Origin of the sequence: Sphaerisporangium rhizosphaerae, assembly GCF_042665155.1 — a bacterium.
GTDB classification, from domain to species: Bacteria; Actinomycetota; Actinomycetes; order Streptosporangiales; family Streptosporangiaceae; genus Sphaerisporangium; species Sphaerisporangium rhizosphaerae.
Window position 1 is genome coordinate 1 of the sequence record NZ_JBHTCG010000001.1, and the last position, 17,625, is coordinate 17,625.

At 71.6% G+C, this 17,625-nt stretch carries 14 protein-coding genes; 7 read left to right on the top strand and 7 right to left on the bottom strand.

Going from position 1 to position 17,625, the window contains the following annotated elements:
• Positions 1 to 127: 127 nt before the first annotated feature.
• Positions 128 to 955: a M55 family metallopeptidase gene (locus tag ACFQSB_RS00005; RefSeq protein WP_380823607.1), complete on the bottom strand. Its 828-nt coding sequence runs from the start codon at positions 953 to 955 to the stop codon at positions 128 to 130.
• 49 nt (positions 956 to 1,004) lie between these two features.
• Entirely contained in the window at positions 1,005 to 1,952 is a 948-nt protein-coding gene (locus ACFQSB_RS00010) for an endonuclease/exonuclease/phosphatase family protein (RefSeq protein WP_380823608.1), read from the bottom strand.
• A 259-nt stretch (positions 1,953 to 2,211) separates the two neighbouring features.
• Here ACFQSB_RS00010 and ACFQSB_RS00015 point away from each other — a divergent pair, with 259 nt between their 5' ends.
• Positions 2,212 to 2,499: a Fe-S cluster assembly protein HesB gene (locus ACFQSB_RS00015; protein WP_354834204.1), complete on the top strand. Its 288-nt coding sequence runs from the start codon at positions 2,212 to 2,214 to the stop codon at positions 2,497 to 2,499.
• A 422-nt stretch (positions 2,500 to 2,921) separates the two neighbouring features.
• On the opposite strand, the gene ACFQSB_RS00020 is transcribed toward ACFQSB_RS00015, so the two are convergent.
• A complete protein-coding gene (locus ACFQSB_RS00020) occupies positions 2,922 to 5,801 on the bottom strand; it encodes a galactose-binding domain-containing protein (protein WP_380823609.1) in 2,880 nt (959 codons plus the stop codon).
• 263 nt (positions 5,802 to 6,064) lie between these two features.
• Between ACFQSB_RS00020 and ACFQSB_RS00025 the strand changes: the two genes are divergently transcribed.
• From ACFQSB_RS00025 to ACFQSB_RS00045, 5 genes are all read left to right on the top strand, one after another.
• Complete coding sequence (locus ACFQSB_RS00025) at positions 6,065 to 7,252, top strand: LacI family DNA-binding transcriptional regulator (protein WP_380823610.1); 1,188 nt, start codon at positions 6,065 to 6,067, stop codon at positions 7,250 to 7,252.
• A 233-nt stretch (positions 7,253 to 7,485) separates the two neighbouring features.
• Positions 7,486 to 8,859: an ABC transporter substrate-binding protein gene (locus ACFQSB_RS00030; RefSeq protein WP_354920413.1), complete on the top strand. Its 1,374-nt coding sequence runs from the start codon at positions 7,486 to 7,488 to the stop codon at positions 8,857 to 8,859.
• Between the two features lie 70 nt (positions 8,860 to 8,929).
• A complete protein-coding gene (locus ACFQSB_RS00035; protein WP_354834216.1) occupies positions 8,930 to 9,847 on the top strand; it encodes a carbohydrate ABC transporter permease in 918 nt (305 codons plus the stop codon).
• A 12-nt stretch (positions 9,848 to 9,859) separates the two neighbouring features.
• Positions 9,860 to 10,870, top strand: a complete 1,011-nt coding sequence (locus tag ACFQSB_RS00040) for a carbohydrate ABC transporter permease (protein ID WP_380823611.1) — start codon at positions 9,860 to 9,862, stop codon at positions 10,868 to 10,870.
• A gap of 140 nt (positions 10,871 to 11,010) precedes the next feature.
• Positions 11,011 to 12,573, top strand: a complete 1,563-nt coding sequence (locus ACFQSB_RS00045) for a glycoside hydrolase family 13 protein (RefSeq protein ID WP_380823612.1) — start codon at positions 11,011 to 11,013, stop codon at positions 12,571 to 12,573.
• 65 nt (positions 12,574 to 12,638) lie between these two features.
• Here the strand turns inward: ACFQSB_RS00045 and ACFQSB_RS00050 are convergent, their stop codons facing one another.
• Entirely contained in the window at positions 12,639 to 13,796 is a 1,158-nt protein-coding gene (locus ACFQSB_RS00050; protein ID WP_380823613.1) for a serine hydrolase domain-containing protein, read from the bottom strand.
• 70 nt (positions 13,797 to 13,866) lie between these two features.
• Between ACFQSB_RS00050 and ACFQSB_RS00055 the strand changes: the two genes are divergently transcribed.
• A complete protein-coding gene (locus ACFQSB_RS00055) occupies positions 13,867 to 14,454 on the top strand; it encodes a TetR/AcrR family transcriptional regulator (protein ID WP_380823614.1) in 588 nt (195 codons plus the stop codon).
• Between the two features lie 36 nt (positions 14,455 to 14,490).
• Here the strand turns inward: ACFQSB_RS00055 and mshB are convergent, their stop codons facing one another.
• The 3 genes from mshB to ACFQSB_RS00070 form a co-directional block, all read right to left on the bottom strand.
• Positions 14,491 to 15,342, bottom strand: coding sequence for an N-acetyl-1-D-myo-inositol-2-amino-2-deoxy-alpha-D-glucopyranoside deacetylase (gene mshB, locus ACFQSB_RS00060; protein WP_380823615.1), 852 nt, complete (start codon positions 15,340 to 15,342; stop codon positions 14,491 to 14,493).
• Between the two features lie 115 nt (positions 15,343 to 15,457).
• Complete coding sequence (locus ACFQSB_RS00065; protein ID WP_354834234.1) at positions 15,458 to 16,486, bottom strand: LacI family DNA-binding transcriptional regulator; 1,029 nt, start codon at positions 16,484 to 16,486, stop codon at positions 15,458 to 15,460.
• Between the two features lie 142 nt (positions 16,487 to 16,628).
• Positions 16,629 to 17,546: a 1-aminocyclopropane-1-carboxylate deaminase/D-cysteine desulfhydrase gene (locus tag ACFQSB_RS00070; protein WP_380823616.1), complete on the bottom strand. Its 918-nt coding sequence runs from the start codon at positions 17,544 to 17,546 to the stop codon at positions 16,629 to 16,631.
• Positions 17,547 to 17,625: the final 79 nt, after the last annotated feature.

Sequence of the window (17,625 nt, forward strand, 5' to 3'; positions counted from 1 at the left end):
GACGCCGCACCGGCAGATCCAGGAGATCCTGCGCTGGTCACGGTGGCGCCGTCGACACCAGCATCAAGCCAGACGATCCCACTACCAGCGGAGATCCCAACGCTGATCTCAAAAGGTCACTGGAGTACTAGGCGGGCTTGATGGTGGCGAGCTGCACGAGCAACAGGACCAGCCGGTAGGCGCCGGCGAAGTCCGCGGCGGTGAAGGTCACCGTACGGCCGCCCGCGGCGCGGGAGACGCCCGGCACGAGCGTCGCCAGGTCGACCGTGATCGGGCTGTAGAGGTCGACCTCGACGTCGATCGGTCCGGCGATGCTCAGGGGCGTGACCCGCGCACGCCCGGTGATCGCCTCGGCGGCGGCCCGCCGCAGCCGCTCCCGGGCCTCCCCGGGGTGCAGGGCGATGGCGGCGGCCTGGCCGAGAGCCTGTTTGACCGCGACGGTGACGGCCGAGGGGACCAGCTCGCCGAGCTCGGCGCAGGCGGTGTCGTCGCCGCTGAGCATCACGACGGGCACGCCCAGATGCCCGGCCATGGCGGCGTTGAGCCCGATCTCCCCCATGGACCGCCCGTTCACGCGCACGTCGAGGATGTCGCCGCTCATGGTGTGCGCCAGTACGGCCGGGCCACCACCGGCGCGGGCGTGGTAGCCGATGAACAGGGCGGCGTCGGTGTGGTCGTCGAGCGCGCCAAGCATGCCCTGCGGACGCGGCTTGCCGCGGACCAGGCGGGCCCGCCGGTCGAGTTTCTCGGGATCGATGTTGCGGAACGGCCCGTGAGCGTCGGCGACCCACACCACGGCGTCGGGTTCGGCGTCCAGGACTCCGGCGATCACGGCGTTCGCCTCGGCGGTCATCAGGGCCCTGCCGCGCTCGTAGTCGTAGCGGTCCGGGTTGGTCTCGGCGGGATGCACGACCCCCGAGATGCCCTCCATGTCGACGGAGATCAGCACCTTCATGAACCACGGAGCCTACAGCGGCACCGTGGCCACCGCCGCGGCCCGCCGATCAGAGGTCGAAGTGGGCGACGATGGGGGCGTGGTCGGAGTCGGCGGCGTCGCGGCGTCGGGTGGGGTCCTCGGTGACCGAGGGCAGGCCGTGGCCGACCACGGATCGGATCTCGGCGACCCGTTCGATGAGGGCCCGGCTGGCCAGGATGTGGTCGATGAGCTCTCCGCGGCCGTTGTGGACGCGGGAGAAGCGCTCGGCCTCGGGGATCAGCGTCGCGAGGTTCCACAGCCGCCAGGCGTCGCCCTTGTCCGGGCGCAGCGCCCCGGCCGTGCCGAGCTCGGACCCGGGCGGGCCGAGGACGATCTGCGTGGTGGCCGCCTGCGGCTCGTCGTTGAAGTCGCCGAGGACGACCACCGGCCGGTCCTGCCCGTGGCCGCCGACGAGCCGGTCGGCCAGGCCGCGCAGGGTGGTGGCCTCGGCGGCCCGCCGGTACAGGGCGTAGGCGCCGTACCGGGCGCGCTCGCCCTCGTCGCGGGCCGCGAACCGGCCGCCGGGGAAGCTCAGCAGCTTGGACTTCAGGTGGCAGACCGCGACGGCGAGCCTCGTCCCCGGGCCCGGCTCGACCCGCACGGCGAGCATGCCGCGGCTGGTCTGGGCGGTCGCGGGCCCGGTGTCGGCGCTCTGCACGGCGGCCAGCGGCGAGGTGAACGCGGCGACGTCCTCCACGACGGTGAGCGGGAGGCGGCTGAGCACGCCGACGCGGATGCCGCGGACGTCCGGGTGCTGGGACAGGACGGTGTGCCATTCGCCGCCGAGCGCCTCCGCCAGGTCGGCCAGCGCCGCGGGGTCGCCGACCTCCTGGACGCCGAGCACGTCGGGGGCGATGCCGCCGAGGGTGGCGGCCAGCGCCGCGATCTTCGCCTTGTACGCGGCCTCGTCGCGGGGGCCGAACTCCCCGCCGGGCCGGTAGAGGTTCTCCAGGTTCCACGTGCCGACGACGACCATGACCGCTCCCGTTGTGAACGCGGACGGGAGCGCCCCCGTGGCGCGCTCACCCCCGTGGCGCAGGCGGGAACCGGACCCCTCCCCCAGTGATCGCGGGCTCCGGCGACCGCCGCCCGCCGCTCCACTATGACCGCTGTCGCACCGCTTGGCCATCGGTTCGCGCGACAAGGATTCGACCCAAGGAATCGACCATACGGTTCATATCACGCAAATCGGGCATGGGGCGGGTAACCCAACTCGGCCCTCTCGAGGAGGCCCAATGCTCACGCTGACAGAGACCGCCGCCAAGGTGATCCGTGACCTCAACACCCAGTCGGGCGAGGCGACCGACAAGGGCATCCGCATCTCCTCGCAGGGCGAGGACGCCGGCTCGCTGATGCTGTCGGTCGCCGACGGGCCCGAGAGCTCCGACAAGGTCGTCGAGAGCGAAGGGGCCAAGGTCTACCTCGACCCGGTGGCCGCCACCGTGCTCGACGACAAGGCCCTGGACGCCAACATCGACGACCAGGGCGGCATCTCCTTCCACGTCGAGGACCAGCCCGCCTGACCGTTCGACTCCCTGGCCGACCCCGAAACTTTCACCCGCGGGCCGGACGGTCACGTGCGGGGTCCTGACCTGTCACCCTTTCCGACCTGTGCGTTCCCATGCACGGCCGGGTTGTGTCCTATCGGCTCCAGCCCGCTCCCCGAACCATGGGCTTGTCCCTTTCGGTGATGCTCCGTAACTTTCGAAAGGAGTCGCGTCCCCGTCCGGGCGGAGCACGGTCACCGGGCCCGCCGGGCGGCCGGCGATCGTCCCGGCCCTCTGACGGGCCGGGCGCCGAGAGAAGACCTCCGGCTGATCATCGGGAGCCGTCGCCGGATGGTGGGGGCCTCGGTGGCAGGTGCGTCCCCCTGCCACCGAGGCCCCGGTCTCGGGCCGGCGCGGGGGGCGCCGCTCGGGGGCGCCCCCCGTACCGGGTTCCGCTCCTAGGAGGAGTAGACCTCGAACTCCGACAGTTGCCCGGCCGGCCAGCCGGTGTTCCCGGTGAAGGTCAGCCGCAGGTGGCGCCGGCCGGCGGCCGGGAAGGTGATCGTCACGGTGTTGCCGGTGGCCGGGTTGAAGGTGTAGGCGGCCGCGCCGGCCAGGGTGCCGTACGTGGACCCGTCGGTGGAGCCGAGCACCGCCACGGTCTGGCTGCGGGTCGCCCAGGACGCCGACGGGGGCAGCTTCAGCACGACCCTGCCGACGCTGTAGGCGGCGCCGAGGTCGACGGTGACCGACTGCGGCCAGGCGTTGTTCACGCTCTCCCAGTAGGTGCCGGTGTTGCCGTCCACCACGTTGGCCGAGCCGTACACGTCCGCGTGCCCGCTCTCGCTGGTGGCCTTCCCCCGGGCGAGGTTGCCCGCCGGCGGGGTCGGGGTGGGAGTGGGTGTCGGGGTCGGAGTCGGGGTGGCGGCGGGCCCGCCGTACACCTCGAAGGAGGACAGCTGGGCCGCCGGCCAGCCGGTGTTGCCGGTGAAGGTCAGCCGGAGGTACCGGAGGTTCGCCGGGGTGAAGGACACCGTCGCCGTGTTGCCCGACGCCGGGTCGAACGCGCGGCCCGCCGCCGCCGACAGGGTGGTGAAGGCGCCGCCGTCCGCCGAGCCCTGCACCGCGACCGTCTGTGTGCGGGCGGCCCAGGCCGCCGCCGGGGGCAGCTTGAGCGTCACGCGGTTGACCGAGGCGACCGCGCACAGGTCGACGGTGATGGACTGCGGCCAGGCGTTGCCCGGGCTCTCCCAGTAGGTGTCGGCGTTGCCGTCGACGGTGTTGGCGGGGGCGTAGTTCTGCACCTGCCCGGTGGCGGTGACCGCCTTGCCCCGCGCCAGGTCGCCGGTGCCGGGCGCGCACGGAGTCGGCGTCGGCGTCGGGGTGGGCGTCGGGGTCGGGGTGGGAGTGGGCGTCGGGGTGGGGCCGGTCGGGGTCGGGCTGGGCGTGGTGTTGCCACCGCCGCCCGGGTAGATGTAGTTCGGGGCCGGCCAGCCGCCGCAGAACGTCGAGGTGGGGCTCCACCCGGTGTTGCCGCCGCCCTGGGTGATGGAGAAGCCGCTGCCGACGCAGTTGTGGACGCTGACCCCGGCCCCGATGTGCGCGGCGCTGACGTTGGTGAACGTCGTCCTGGCCGCCGCCTGCGCCTGGATCATGTAGGTGCCCGTGCCGTCCACCCGGACGCCCGAGAAGTTGACGGTCTGCGTGCTGCCCTCGATGAAGTGGATCGCCGCGTACGAGCTGTCGAGGATGTCGGTGTCGGTGACGTTGATCGTCGCGTTGACCGGTTCGTTGAGCGCGTCGAACCAGATGGCGCCGACGCCGAAGTTCCAGTTGTAGTCGGAGTTGCCCGCCCGCAGCAGGGTGTTGCGCGCCACGGTGTGCGTGCCCGCCACCGCCGTGCCCGACCCGGAGTTGACCCCCGGGTAGCGGTTGGCGACGTGGATGCCGCCGCCGTTGGTCACGGTGTCGGTCACCACGTTGTCTGTGATCTTGATGTCCCGCCCGCCGTAGGTGACGATGTTGTTGGCGAGCACCGGCGCGACCACGGTGTTGTGGGTGAAGCTGTCGTTCACGTTGGCCACCCGGTCCGGCCACATCGCGAGCCCGTCGTCGCCGGTGTTGCGGACGAAGGTGTTGGTCACCGTCGAGTTCGTGACCCCGGTGTGGAAGTTCACCCCGTCGGCGGTCTGGTCGAGGATGCGGCTGTTCCTGATGGTGAAGCCGTCCATCGGGCCGTCCATCCAGGCGCCGACCTTGGTGTGCTGCATCCACACGTTGTCCACGACCGAGTTGGTCATGGCGCCTCCGAGGGCGTTGACCTGGTCGTCGTCGACGCGTTCGGTGATCTCGCCGATGATGGCGAAGTCCCGCAGCGTGACGTCGCGGCTGGGCCCGCCGGCCTCGTGCGCGCGCACCGGGCCGGTGTACCCCCCTCCGGCGACGTACTTGCCGTAGACGCCCACCGCGCGGTTGCGCTGCGTGGGATGCCTGCCGGTCAGCACGCTGTACCAGGGCCCGGCCCCGGCCAGGGTGACGCCGTCGACGACCACGTGGTCCCACAGGGTGTAGGTCCCCTCGGGGATGTAGACCACCTTGCCCTGGGCCTTGCCCGCGTCCACGGCGGCCTGGAAGGCGGCGGTGGAGTCGGTCGCCGAGTTGCGCGCGGCGCCGAAGTCGTCGACCGACAGCGACCCCGCCGGGCGGCCGATGGCCGCCGGGACGGCCTCGAAGTCGGCCAGGTCCACGGTGATCGGGATGCCGCCGGTGTGCTGGACGCGCACCTTGGTCCCGGCGGCGAGCGTCGAGCCGAACCTGGTGCGGGCCTCGTCGTAGAAGTGGTGCGGGTTGCCCGCGCCGGGGTTGTTGCCGAAGGGGTAGCCGCCGTAGTACCAGCCGTACCGGGAGGTGAGCGGCAGGTCCTTCAGATGGGCGCCGTTGACCCGCACGTCGGCCGTGGTGTCCTGCCCGGTCCCGGCCGCGTTGTCCGGGACGCTGTAGCGCACCACCATCGCGTTGGCGGGCTTGGTGAGGGTGAACTCCACGTACTCGCCGGAGGCGTCGAGGGTCACGGCGCGGCGGCCCGACGCCTCGGACGGCAGGTGGGTGTAGACCCGGTCGGGCCCGATCACCTGGCCGTTGGTGGCGGCGTGCGCGGAGTCCTCGGCCTCGAACTCGGTGAAAGGAACGGTGGCGCCGCGCCCGGCGAAGTCCCAGGGGGTGTCCACCGCCGTGGCGGCCACGGCACCGGGTGACAACAGCGGGACCGACAACGTCCCCGCCGCCAGTGCCACGGTGGTGGCGATCGTCCAGGCGCGCAGCCTGCCCGTTTTCTTCATCGGCGGACCCTTCTGCGGAAGCGAAGAGCCGGGACGTTTCGCGGTCAGGGACGCGCGGACCGTCGCTTGCCCGGCGGAACTGCCCACACCATAAGATGACAGACAGATAACCGCAATGTTCTGACTAAAGCCTGCAATGTTACGACTGTGTCACGGCATTCGCCGGGAGAGCGGGCCCCAGGAAGGACACCCGGGACCCTCCGGGACGCTCTTCCCCCACCCGCCGCAAACCGTTTGCAGGCGACTGCCGTATATTTGCGACCGTGACAAGCGACAATGCGGCATCCCGTCCGAAGGGCGGCCCCGCCGCCCGCCCCACCGACGGGGGAAAGCCCGTCCCGCTCGACGGCGCCGCCGCTCGTCCGGGCGGCGCCGCGACGGCGCGGCGGTCCGACGGCGCGGGGTCGCGCACGGCCGGCGGCGCGGCCTCCCGCGCGACGACGCGCCGCCTCGCCGAGGTCGCCCGCAAGGTGGGGGTGAGCGAGGCGACGGTGAGCCGCGTGCTCAACGGCAAGCCCGGCGTCTCCGACACCACCCGGGCCGCGGTGCTGACCGCGCTCGACGTGCTCGGGTACGAACGGCCGACGCAGTTGCGCGGTGAACGGGCCCGCTTGGTGGGCCTGGTGCTGCCCGAGCTGGGCAACCCGATCTTTCCCGCGCTGGCCGAGGTGGTCGGCGGCGCGCTCGCCCAGCGCGGCTTCACGCCCGTGTTGTGCACCCGGACGGCGGGCGGGCTGTCGGAGGCCGACTACGTCGAGATGCTGCTGGAGCAGCAGGTCTCCGGCATGGTCTTCGCCGGCGGGCACTACATGGAAGCCGACGCGCCGCACGAGCACTACCTGCGCCTGCTCGACCGCCGCCTGCCGGCCGTGCTGGTCAACGCGGCGATCGGCGAGCTGAGCCTCCCGTGCCTGGCGACCGACGACGTGGTCGCGGTGGAGCAGGCTTTCGGCCACCTGACCTCGCTCGGGCACACGCGCATCGGCATGGTCCTCGGGCCGCGCGACCACGTCCCCTCGCGCAGGAAGCTCGCCGCGTTCCAGGCCGAGGCGCGCCGGGCCGGGCTGGAGGCGGGCCGCGACACCATAGAGCACAGCCTGTTCTCCCTGGAGGGCGGCCAGGCCGTGGCGACCCGGCTGGTCAAGAACGGCATCACCGGCATCATCTGCGCCAGCGACGTGCTCGCGCTCGGCGTGCTGCGCGCGGTGCGCCGGCTCGGCATGTCCGTGCCCGAGGACGTCTCCGTGGTCGGCTACGACGACTCGGCCTTCATGAACTGCACCAACCCGCCGCTGACCACCGTGCGCCAGCCCATCGAGGCCATCGGCAGGACGGCGGTCACGCTGCTGGTCAACCAGATCGACGGCGGCTCGGTGACCGCCGAGGAGCTGCTGTTCGAGCCCGAGCTGGTCGTGCGCGGCTCCACCGGCCCCGCCAAGACGCGCGACTGACCCGCCGACCCGGCGCGCCCGTCCTCGGCGTCCACCTCCACGTCCACGCACCGAACGCGTGTGACGTCAAGGTGACAAGAGTGTTGCCGGAGGCAGCACTGTCACTTTTTTGCATCGGGCTCGTATGACTCTTGCTGGGATATGTCCGCCTCTATATGTTGCTCCCAACCGGTTCACGAAGCTGTACCAGAACTTGGGCCTCGTAGTCGGGGGCAGTCCAGGAGGGAACATCCATGAAACCCCGCAACCTCGCGATCCTGCTGAGCGCAGGGATCGCGCTCGCCGCCGCCGGATGCGGCAGCGACGCCGGCACAACCCCTGACGCGAAGTCGTCGCAGGGCTCAGCGGCCGCCAACGCCCCCGTGACGATCACGGTCGGCTGCAAGCCCCCGAAGAACAACCCGAAGGAAGCGGCCCAGTGGGACGCGGACGTCGCGGCGTTCCAGAAGCTGCACCCGAACATCACGGTGGAGGGCAAGGACGCCTTCCCGTGCATCGTCCCCGAGACCTTCCAGGCCAAGCTGGCCGGCGGGGAGATGGAGGACCTCTTCTACGTCTACTACACCGACGTCCAGAAGATCATCGCCGCCGGTCAGGCCGCGGACATCACGCCCTACCTCGACAGCGTCCCCGCGCTGAAGAACATCCGCCCCGACGTCATCAGCGTCTTCAAGAGCGGCGAGAAGATCTTCGGTCTCCCGAGGGTCAACTACTCGACGGGCCTGGTCTACAACCGCAAGCTGTTCACCCAGGCCGGGCTGGACCCCGACCAGCCGCCCAAGACCTGGACCGACGTGCAGGCCGCGGCCAAGAAGATCGCGGCGCTCGGGCCCGGCTACGTCGGGTACGGCGAGTACAGCGCGGGCAACACCGGCGGCTGGCACTTCACCTCCTCCATCTACGGCCGCGGCGGCGACGTCGTCACCCCCGACGGCAAGAAGGCCGCCTTCAACAGCCCGCAGGGCAAGGCGGTGCTGGAGAACCTCAAGCAGATGCGCTGGACCGACGACAGCATGGGCACCAAGCAGCTGCTGCGCTGGGAGGACCTCATGCGCATGATGGGCAGCGGCAAGCTGGGCATGATGATCGGCGCCCCGGACGTGGTCAAGGAGGTCAACAACACCTTCAAGGGCAAGTTCGACGACTACGGCGTGGCGGGCATGCCGGAGGCCACCACCTCCCTCAGCGGCGGCGACGGCTACATGTTCAACCCCAAGGCCACCCCCGACCAGATCAAGGCCGGTCTCCAGTGGCTGGAGTACAAGTTCCTGACCCCCGGCCAGGGCCAGTTCAACTTCGAGCGCGCCAAGGCCGACGGGCTGCCGGTCGGACTCCCCGACATCGACCTGTTCGGCGACACCGAGCCCGGTAAGAAGATCCTGGAGCTGCGCAAGCAGTTCGCGACGATCCCCGTCGAGCACTTCCAGCCCTACATCGACGCCAACTCCGCGGTCCAGTTCAAGCTGGAGCCGCCGAAGGCCCAGGAGATCTACGCGGTGCTGGACACGGCGATGTCGGCGGTGCTGACCAGGCAGGACGCCAACGTTGACCAGCTTCTGTCCGACGCGGAGAAGAAGGTCAACAACATCCTGGCCAAGTCGAGCTGACCTTGGCCCGCCGGGGCGCCGGCCCACCGGCCGGCGCCCCGCCCACGCACTATCGCGATCGGGAGTACAGATGACCACGACGGCCGTGGCAGGATCACGGCGCCGCCCTCCGGGGGCGGTGCGGCGAGGCGTCCGCCGCAACCTGACGGCGTACGGGTTCCTCTGCGGGGCGCTGATCTGCTTCGCGTTCTTCTCCTGGTACCCGATGGTGCGGGAGATCCTGCTCAGCTTCCAGAAGACGAACTTCGTCGGGCCGCCCGACTGGGTCGGCCTGGACAACTTCCGCACCGTGACCGAGGACTCGGCGTTCGTGCCGGCCTGGCTCAACACGGCCGCCTTCACCGGGCTCGCGCTGGTCGTCGGGTACGCCGTCCCGTTCGTGGCGGCGATCGTGCTGAACGAGCTGCGGCACGCCAAGGCCTACCTCAGGTTCGTGGTCTACCTGCCGGTGATGCTCCCGCCGGCCGTCGCGGTGCTGCTGTTCAAGTGGTTCTACGACCCGGGCCCCGGCCTGTTCAACCAGATCCTGGCTCTGGCGCACCTGCCCGGGCTGAGCTGGCTGGACTCCACCAGCACCGCGCTGCTCTCGCTGGTGCTCGTCTCGACGTGGATGAACCTCGGCACCGGCACGCTGATCTACCTGGCGGCGCTGCAGAGCATCCCGGGCGAGCTGTACGAGGCGGCCGAGCTGGACGGCGCGGGCCTGTTCAAGCGGGTGTGGCACGTCACCATCCCGCAGACCAAGCTGATCCTGCTGGTGATGCTGCTGCTGCAGATCGTCGCCACCATGCAGGTGTTCATCGAGCCGTACCTGCTGACCGGCGGCGGCCCGGAGAACGCGACGGTCACGATCGCCTACCTGATGTACCAGTACGCCTTCAGCTTCGGCAACTTCGGCGGCGGCGGCGCGCTGGGACTCATGCTCATGATCGTGCTGATGGTGTTCTCGGCCATCTACCTGCGCGTCTCGCGGGACAACCAGATCTAGGAGGTGGCGACGATGCCGAGCAGCACAGTGCGTTCGGGCGGCGAGGTGCGCCCGCCGCGCCCCGTCCCGCCTCCCGCGCCGGACGGTGGCGCCGTCACGGCGTCCCCGCCGTCGCGCGGGCGCAGGAAGAAAAAGAAGGAGGCGGCCCGCCAGTTCCGGGGCCTGGTGTCCCCCCAGACCCTCGGCACGACCCACGGGAAGATCATCTACTGGATCGTGCTGGTCACGGTGGTCGTCGCCTTCACCGCGATCTTCGTGTTCCCGTTGTACTGGATGGTCACCGGGGCGCTGAAGTCGCCCGACGAGCTCGCCCAGATCCCGCCGTCGTTCTTCCCGCACTCCCTGGACTTCGGCGTGTACGCCGAAGCGTGGGACCAGCTCGACCTCGGCACGTTCCTGCGCAACACGGTGATCTACGCGGCGGGGGCCTGGCTGTTCACCCTGGCGATCGACGTCACCGCCGCCTACGCCCTGTCCAAGCTGCGGCCCGTGCTCGGCAAACTCGTGCTGGCCGGGATGCTCGCCACGCTGATGATCCCGCCGATGGTGATCCTGCTGCCGGCCTACCTGACGGTGAAGGACCTGCCGATCCTCGGCCTCAACCTGCTGAACACCCCGTGGGCGATCTGGCTGCCCGCGGCCGCCAACGGCTTCTTCATCTTCCTGCTCAAACGCTTCTTCGACTCCATCCCGCGGGAGCTGCTCGAGGCCGCCGAGATCGACGGCGCGGGCCCGGCCCGCATCCTGTGGTCGATCGTGCTGCCGGTGTCGCGGCCGATCATCGGCGTGGTGTCGATCCTGTCGGTGGTCAGCGTCTGGAAGGACTTCGTCTGGCCGCTGCTCGTGCTGCCCGACAGCGACAAGATGTCGATCAGCGTGGGCATCTCCTCGCTGTCGGCGCAGATGCCGCAGAACGTGCTCATGGCGGCCCTGGTCATCGCCAGCATCCCGGCCATCGTGATCTTCTTCGTCTTCCAGCGCAGCATCATGGCCGGACTCACCGCCGGAAGCCTCAAGGGATGACCCGGCGCGCGCCCCATCCGGCCGCGCCCCCTGCCGCGCCCAGAGCACCCACCGCCCGGGCCGTACCCGCCGCGACCGGCGCCCTCCGTCACCGCGGACCGCGCCGGCCGCACACCGAATCTGTAAGGAGAGACTCCAGCATGTCCGAAACGTGGTGGCGGGGAGCCGCGATCTACCAGGTCTACCTGCGAAGCTTCGCCGACGGCAACGGCGACGGCGTCGGGGACCTGGCCGGCCTGCGGTCCCGCCTTCCCTACCTCGCGGAGCTCGGTGTCGACGCGATCTGGCTCAACCCCTGGTACCCCTCCCCCATGGCCGACGGCGGCTACGACGTGGCGGACTACCGCGACATCGACCCCTCGTTCGGCACCCTGCCGGAGGCGGAGAAGTTCATCCAGGAGGCGCACGCGCTGGGCATCAGGACGATCATCGACATCGTGCCCAACCACGGCTCCGACCAGCAGGAGTGGTTCCGCCAGGCGCTCGCCGCCGGGCCGGGGTCCCCAGAGCGGGCGCGCTTCTGGTTCGCCGAGGGCCGGGGCGAGCTGCCCCCGAACGACTGGCGGTCGATCTTCGGCGGTCCCGCGTGGACCCGGGTGCCGGACGGGCAGTGGTACCTCCATCTGTTCGCCCCCGAGCAGCCCGACTTCAACTGGACCAACCCCGAGGTGGTGGAGGAGTTCCACGACATCCTGCGGTTCTGGTTCGACCGCGGGGTGGACGGCATCCGCATCGACTCGGCCGCCGTGCTGTTCAAGGACTTCGACAGCGTCGAGGAGTCCTACACCGACCACGACGCCGTGCACGAGGTGTACCGGGGCTGGCGCAGGATCGCCGACGAGTACGGCGAGCGCATCCTGATCGGCGAGGTGTGGCTGCCCGACCAGGAGCGGTTCGCCCTCTACCTGCGTCCCGACGAGATGCACACCGCCTTCAACTTCGACTTCATGGCCCGCTCGTGGGAGGCGGCGGAGCTGCGCGCGTCGATCGACCTGACGCTGGCCACGCACGCGACGATCGGCGCCCCGCCGACCTGGGTGCTGTCCAACCACGACGTGCCCCGGCCGGTGACCAAGTACGGCAGGGCGATCACCTCCTTCAGCCACGCCGACCGCAGGGACGGCATGGCCTCGGACCTGGCGCTCGGCGAGCGCAGGGCCAGGGCCGCGGCGCTGCTCGCCATGGCGCTGCCGGGCGGCGTGTACGTCTACCAGGGCGAGGAGCTGGGCCTGCCGGAGGTGGAGGACATCCCCGCCGAGCTCCGCCAGGACCCGATGTGGACCCGCTCCAAGAACACCGTCCCCGGCCGGGACGGCTGCCGGGTGCCGCTGCCGTGGTCGGGCGCCACGCCCCCGTTCGGCTACAGCACCGGCGAGCCGTGGCTGCCGCAGCCGGCCGCGTGGAAGGACCTGACGGCCGAGGCGCAGAACGCCGACCCCGGCTCCATGCTGTGCCTGTACCGCACGGCCCTGCACATCCGGCGGGCCGAACTCGGCGACGGCGCGCTGCGCTGGCTGGAGGCGCCGGAGGGCGTGCTGGCCTTCGCCCGGGAGTCCGGGCTGGCCTGCGTCGTCAACCTGAACGCCGGGCCGGTGCCGCTGCCCGCGCACGAGAGCGTCCTGCTGGCCAGCGGCCCGCTGGACGGCGAGGTGCTGCCCTCCGACACCGCCGTCTGGCTGCGGCCGGCCGAGACCGCCGGGTAGCCCCGGCCGGCGGGTCGGCCTTGCCTGGCCGGCGGGTAGGTCCTGGCCGGCGGCGGGCCCCGGGCTCAGCCGCCGGCCAGGCAGTCGCGCAGCGCGGAGACGAGCCCGCGCGCCCGCGCGTCGCCGTGGCCGATCATCCGGTTGGCGACGTAGGCGAACCCGACCCCGTCCTCGTCGTCCCCGAAGGAGAACTGGCCGCCCGCGCCGTCGTTGCCGAAGCTGCGCGGGCCCAGCATGGGGCGAAACCGCGGCGCGTCGAGCAGGAATCCCGACCCCCACCGGGCTCCGACGTCGGGGAACCCCGACCAGGACGCTCCGGCCGCCTGCTCGCGCAGGGCGCCGGTGAGGGTGTCGCGCGTGAGCAGCCGGGGCGAGCCGTCCAGTCCGGTCGCGGCGGCGGCGTACACGCCGGCCAGGCCGCTCGCCGACGCGACGGCCCCGGCCCCGGGGATCTCGGCGGCCAGCAGCGCGGGGTCGTTCCACCCGTGCGGCTGCTCGAGGCCGGGGAAGGGGATCGCCCCGTTCATCGTCACGATGCGCACCGGCAGCGACTCCGGGCCGGGCATCGCCGGCCTGCCCTCGGCCTCGGCGAGCCGGGCGATCGCGGGCAGTTCCTCCCGGGGCAGGCCGATCCACGCCCGCAGGCCGAGTTCGTCACCGACGGCCTTGCGGAAGTACGCGCCGGGGGTGAGCCCGGTGATCCGCCGGATCAGCTCGCCGATCAGGAACCCGAAGACGTGGCCGTGGTACTCGTGCGCGGTGCCCGGCTCCCACAGCGGCCGCTGCTCCTCGATGGCGTGGATCACCGGTGTCCAGGCGAGGATCTCCTCGAAGCTCAGCACGCGATCGAGGACGGGCAGCCCGGCGCGGTGCCCGAGCACCATGCGCGGCGTGATGGACTCCTTGCCGCCGCGGGCGAACTCCGGCCAGTGCCGGCTCACCGGGGCGTCGAGGTCCAGCCGCCCCTCCTGCGCCAGCAGGTGGGCGCAGAGGGCGACCACGCCCTTGGTACAGGAGAACACCGGGACGATCGTCTCCCGCTCCCAGGGCCGGCCGTCGCGCTCGTCGGCGACGCCGCCCCACAGCTCGACGACCTTGCGCCCTCCGGCGAAGACGGTGACCGCCGCGCCGAGTTCGCCGTGGCCGGCGAAGTTGCGGAAGAAGGCGTCGGCGACCGCTCCAAATCGTTCGTCGGCCGCTCCGCCATGCTTCATGGTTGTCATGGCGGGGAACGCTACATTCCCTTGGTAGATTAGGCAACTACCTAGAGGGTCTAGGAGAGTGAGGTGGCGGATGGCGCGTGCCGGACTGACGGCAGAGCGCGTGACGCGGGCGGCGGCCGACCTGGCGGACGCCGTCGGCTTCGACAACATGTCGGTCTCCGCGCTCGCGCGGAGCTTCGGCGTCAAGGACGCGAGCCTGTATTCGCACGTCAAGAACCTCAAGGACCTGCGGGAGCGGGTCGCGCTGCTGGCCGCGGGCGAGATGGTCGACCGCATCGCCGCGGCGGTCGCGGGGCGGGCCGGGCAGGACGCTTTGGCCGCCTTCGCCAACGCCTACCGTCAGTACGCTCTGGCCCATCCCGGACGCTACGCCGCGACACAGGTCTCCATCGACCCCGCCGTCCTGGCCGGTTCGGCGGCCTTCGCCCGCAACGTGGAGCTGACCTACGCCATCCTGCGCGCGTACCGGCTGTCAGAGCCCGACCTGACCGACGCGGGCCGCCTGCTGCGCAGCACCTTCCACGGGTACATCACCCTGGAGGCCAACGGCGGGTTCACCCACGTGCGCGACGTCGACGCCTCCTGGGACCGGGCCATCACCGCCCTGCACTTCCTCCTCCAGAACTGGCCCGCCACCCACCCCCGAACCGCCCCCTGACCCACTGTCCGTCGGTCAATGTCCCCGGTCAGGGGGTCAGGCGAACAGGCCGGTCTCGTGGCCGTCGTCTCCGGTGGGGCCCGGCTCGCCGGCGAGGCGGGTGTAGTGCTCCACGGCCGACACCGGCTGCCCGACGCCGTTGGACAGCGCGAAGTAGCCGCCGTCCACGCTGATCTGCGTGCGGTGGGCGCGCAGCGCCGCGGTCTTGGCCGGGAGGTGGGCGACCGCGTCCACCCGCGTGGTCACCTGCTCGTCGGGAACGCCGAACCCGAAGTCCTCCACCGCCTTCAGCCGTTCGAACGGCCCGGCGTCCACCGCCTGCTCCAGCACCGAGAGCGGCGTCGCGGTGGCGTAGAACCGCGACGGCGTCCACGGCTCGCCCTCGCCGAAGCAGGGGTCGGCGGCCTTCTCGAAGGCCCGCCACGCCACCCGGTGGGCCTGGATGTGGTCGGGGTGGCCGTAGAAGCCGTCGGCGTCGTAGGTCACGATCACCTGCGGCCGCACCTCGCGGACGATGCCGACCAGCTCGGCCGCGGCCAGGTCCACGTCGGCCTGCCAGAAGCAGGCCGGGTCGTCGTTGGTGGGGGCGCCCATCATGCCCGAGTCGCGCCAGCGGCCCGCGCCGCCGAGGAAGCGGTGGTCGCGCACTCCGAGCGCCGTGCAGGCTCGGGCGAGCTCGCCCACCCGGTGCTCGCCGAGACGGTCGTCGCGGTCGGCGGCGAGGTGGCGCAGCTCGGCCGGGATCACCTCGCCCTCCTCGCCGAGCGTGCAGGTGACCAGGCAGACGTGGGCGCCCTCGGCCGCGTACTTGGCCATCGTGGCGCCGGTGCCGATCGACTCGTCGTCGGGATGGGCGTGGACGAACAGAATCCGACGATCGGGCGACATGACCGACCTGCCTTTCCTTCCGTGGCTCCCAGCCGGGTCCGCCGAGGGTTCCCGCGTGCTCCGGGGTGGCGCCTCCCCGTCCGCGGAACGGCACGAGGGGCCCGAATCCGGGACCTTACTCCACGAAGGCGCCGGAACGAACCTTGACCGGCCCCGTGGAGCCCCGCACGACCAGCTCGGGCTCGTACAGCAGCTCCTCGGCGGTGACCGTCGCGCCTTCGATCTGGCTGACCAGCAGGGTGACGGCGGTCCTGCCCATGGCCTCGATCGGCTGGCGGACCGTCGTCAGCGGCGGATTGGTGCAGTTCATGAACGCCGAGTCGTCGAAGCCGACGACCGAGACGTCCTCGGGCACCGACATGCCGACCCGCCGGACGGCTCGGATGGCGCCCAGGGCCAGCGGGTCGCTGGCGCAGATCAGGCCGGTGACCCCTCGCTTGAGCAGCCGGGTGACCACCGCCTGGCCTCCCTCGGGGGAGAACAGGGTGTGCTCCACCGTGTCGAGGCCGGCCTCGAACCCGGCCTTGCGCGCCGAGGCGGTGAACGCCTCCAGCTTGCGCCGGGAGGGAATGTGGTCCTCGGGACCGAGCACCAGGCCGATGCGCTCGTGCCCGAGCGAGGCCAGGTGGCCGTAGGCCTGCTCGACGGCGACGGCGTCATCGGTGGAGACGCGCGGGAAGTCCAGGCTGTCGGTGGCCGCGTTGACCAGCACGACGGGCAGCCGCAGCTCCAGCAGCCGGTGGTAGTGCTCGTGGGGCGCGTCGGCCTCGGCGTAGTGGCCGCCCGCGAACACCACGCCGGAGACCTGCTGCTCCAGCAGCATCTCGACGTAGTCGGCCTCCGACAGCCCGCCCGCCGTCCGGGTGCACAGCACGGGGGTGAAGCCCTGCTGGGCGAGCGCGCCGCCGACCACCTCGGCCAGCGCGGGAAAGATCGGGTTGCCCAGCTCGGGCAGCACCAGGCCCACCAAGCGGGCCCGCTCACCGCGCAACTGCGTCGGCCGCTCGTACCCGAGCACGTCGAGCGCGGTCAGCACCGCCGCGCGGGTCGCTTCGGCCACCCCCGGCTTGCCGTTGAGTACCCGGCTGACCGTGGCCTCGCTGACGCCGACCTTCTTCGCCACTTCCGCAAGTCGCCGTGTCACGGCGCAATCATAGGTCGAAATCCTGCAAGTCGCTTGCGTTCGCCTGGTCGCTCAACGACATGCGTCCCAATTGGAACGTCAGCAACTTGCACCCTCTTACAACGGCTTGCAAGTTCGGTCGGAGCGCCCTGTCAGCGGAAGATCACGCAGGGCCCGCTCCGCCGGTGACCACGGCGACGACGCGGGCACCCGGGGCGAAGGCCCCCCGGGCCGTCAGGGCGAAGATCCCGTACATCATCTTGGCGATGTAGACGCGGTCGAGCCGCAGGCCGTGCCGCTCGTGGAAGTCCCCGGCGAACGCGTCGAGCTCGGGGGTGCGCCTGGCGTACCCGCCGAAGTGGAAGCCGCATTCGAGGCTCCAGTTCGACGTGGGCGCGCCGAACGCCTCGCGCTGCAGCCGCTCCACCTCCCCGGCCAGGTACTCCCCGCCCTTCAGCACCGGGAAGCCGACGGCCCGGCGCCCCGGCGGCAGCCCACCGGCGATGCCGGCCAGCGTCCCGCCCGTGCCGCACGCGCAGCACACCGCGTCGAACCCCCCGGCGGCGGCGAGCTGGGCGTCGATCTCGGCGGGCAGCTCGGCGCAGCCCCGGGCGGCGAGGGCGTTGCTGCCGCCCTCGGGGAGCAGGTAGAACTCGCCCCACTCGGCGCGCAGCCGGGCGATGGTCTCAGGGGTGTGCTTGGCGCGGTAGGCGGTGCGGTCGAGGTAGGTCAGCCGCATCCCGCGGGCGGCGGCGCCGGCCAGGGTCGGGTTGAGCGGCAGGTGCTCCTCGCCGCGGATCACCCCGATGGTCGCGAACCCGAACCGGCGGCCGGCCGCGGCGGTGGCCCGGATGTGGTTGGAGTAGGCCCCGCCGAAGGTCAGCAGCGTGCCGTGCCGCAGGCGGGCGGCCTCGGCCAGGTTGTACTTGAGCTTGCGCCATTTGTTGCCGGGCAGCTCGGGGTCGAGCAGGTCGTCCCGCTTGAGGAACAGGCGCACGCCGCCGAGCCGGTCGTCGCGGAGCTCCGCGATCGGGCTCGGCGTCCGCGGCGCCCCCTCACCCCGCCCGGCGTCGTCGTCCACAGGCCCAGCTTGGCACGCGACGAGCGGTGAGAGGGGGTCGGTAGGCTACCGACGGCCCTTCGAAACCTGAGGAGATGCG

Excerpts from the sequence above, each read along its gene's own strand:
- ACFQSB_RS00035 (WP_354834216.1), top strand. The coding sequence starts at position 8,930 with ATGACCACGACGGCCGTGGCAGGATCACGGCGCCGCCCTCCGGGGGCG.
- mshB (WP_380823615.1), bottom strand. The coding sequence starts at position 15,342 with ATGTCGCCCGATCGTCGGATTCTGTTCGTCCACGCCCATCCCGACGAC.
- ACFQSB_RS00045 (WP_380823612.1), top strand. The coding sequence starts at position 11,011 with ATGTCCGAAACGTGGTGGCGGGGAGCCGCGATCTACCAGGTCTACCTG.
- ACFQSB_RS00015 (WP_354834204.1), top strand. The coding sequence starts at position 2,212 with ATGCTCACGCTGACAGAGACCGCCGCCAAGGTGATCCGTGACCTCAAC.
- ACFQSB_RS00030 (WP_354920413.1), top strand. The coding sequence starts at position 7,486 with ATGAAACCCCGCAACCTCGCGATCCTGCTGAGCGCAGGGATCGCGCTC.
- ACFQSB_RS00050 (WP_380823613.1), bottom strand. The coding sequence starts at position 13,796 with ATGACAACCATGAAGCATGGCGGAGCGGCCGACGAACGATTTGGAGCG.
- ACFQSB_RS00010 (WP_380823608.1), bottom strand. The coding sequence starts at position 1,952 with ATGGTCGTCGTCGGCACGTGGAACCTGGAGAACCTCTACCGGCCCGGC.
- ACFQSB_RS00055 (WP_380823614.1), top strand. The coding sequence starts at position 13,867 with ATGGCGCGTGCCGGACTGACGGCAGAGCGCGTGACGCGGGCGGCGGCC.
- ACFQSB_RS00005 (WP_380823607.1), bottom strand. The coding sequence starts at position 955 with ATGAAGGTGCTGATCTCCGTCGACATGGAGGGCATCTCGGGGGTCGTG.
- ACFQSB_RS00020 (WP_380823609.1), bottom strand. The coding sequence starts at position 5,801 with ATGAAGAAAACGGGCAGGCTGCGCGCCTGGACGATCGCCACCACCGTG.
- ACFQSB_RS00040 (WP_380823611.1), top strand. The coding sequence starts at position 9,860 with ATGCCGAGCAGCACAGTGCGTTCGGGCGGCGAGGTGCGCCCGCCGCGC.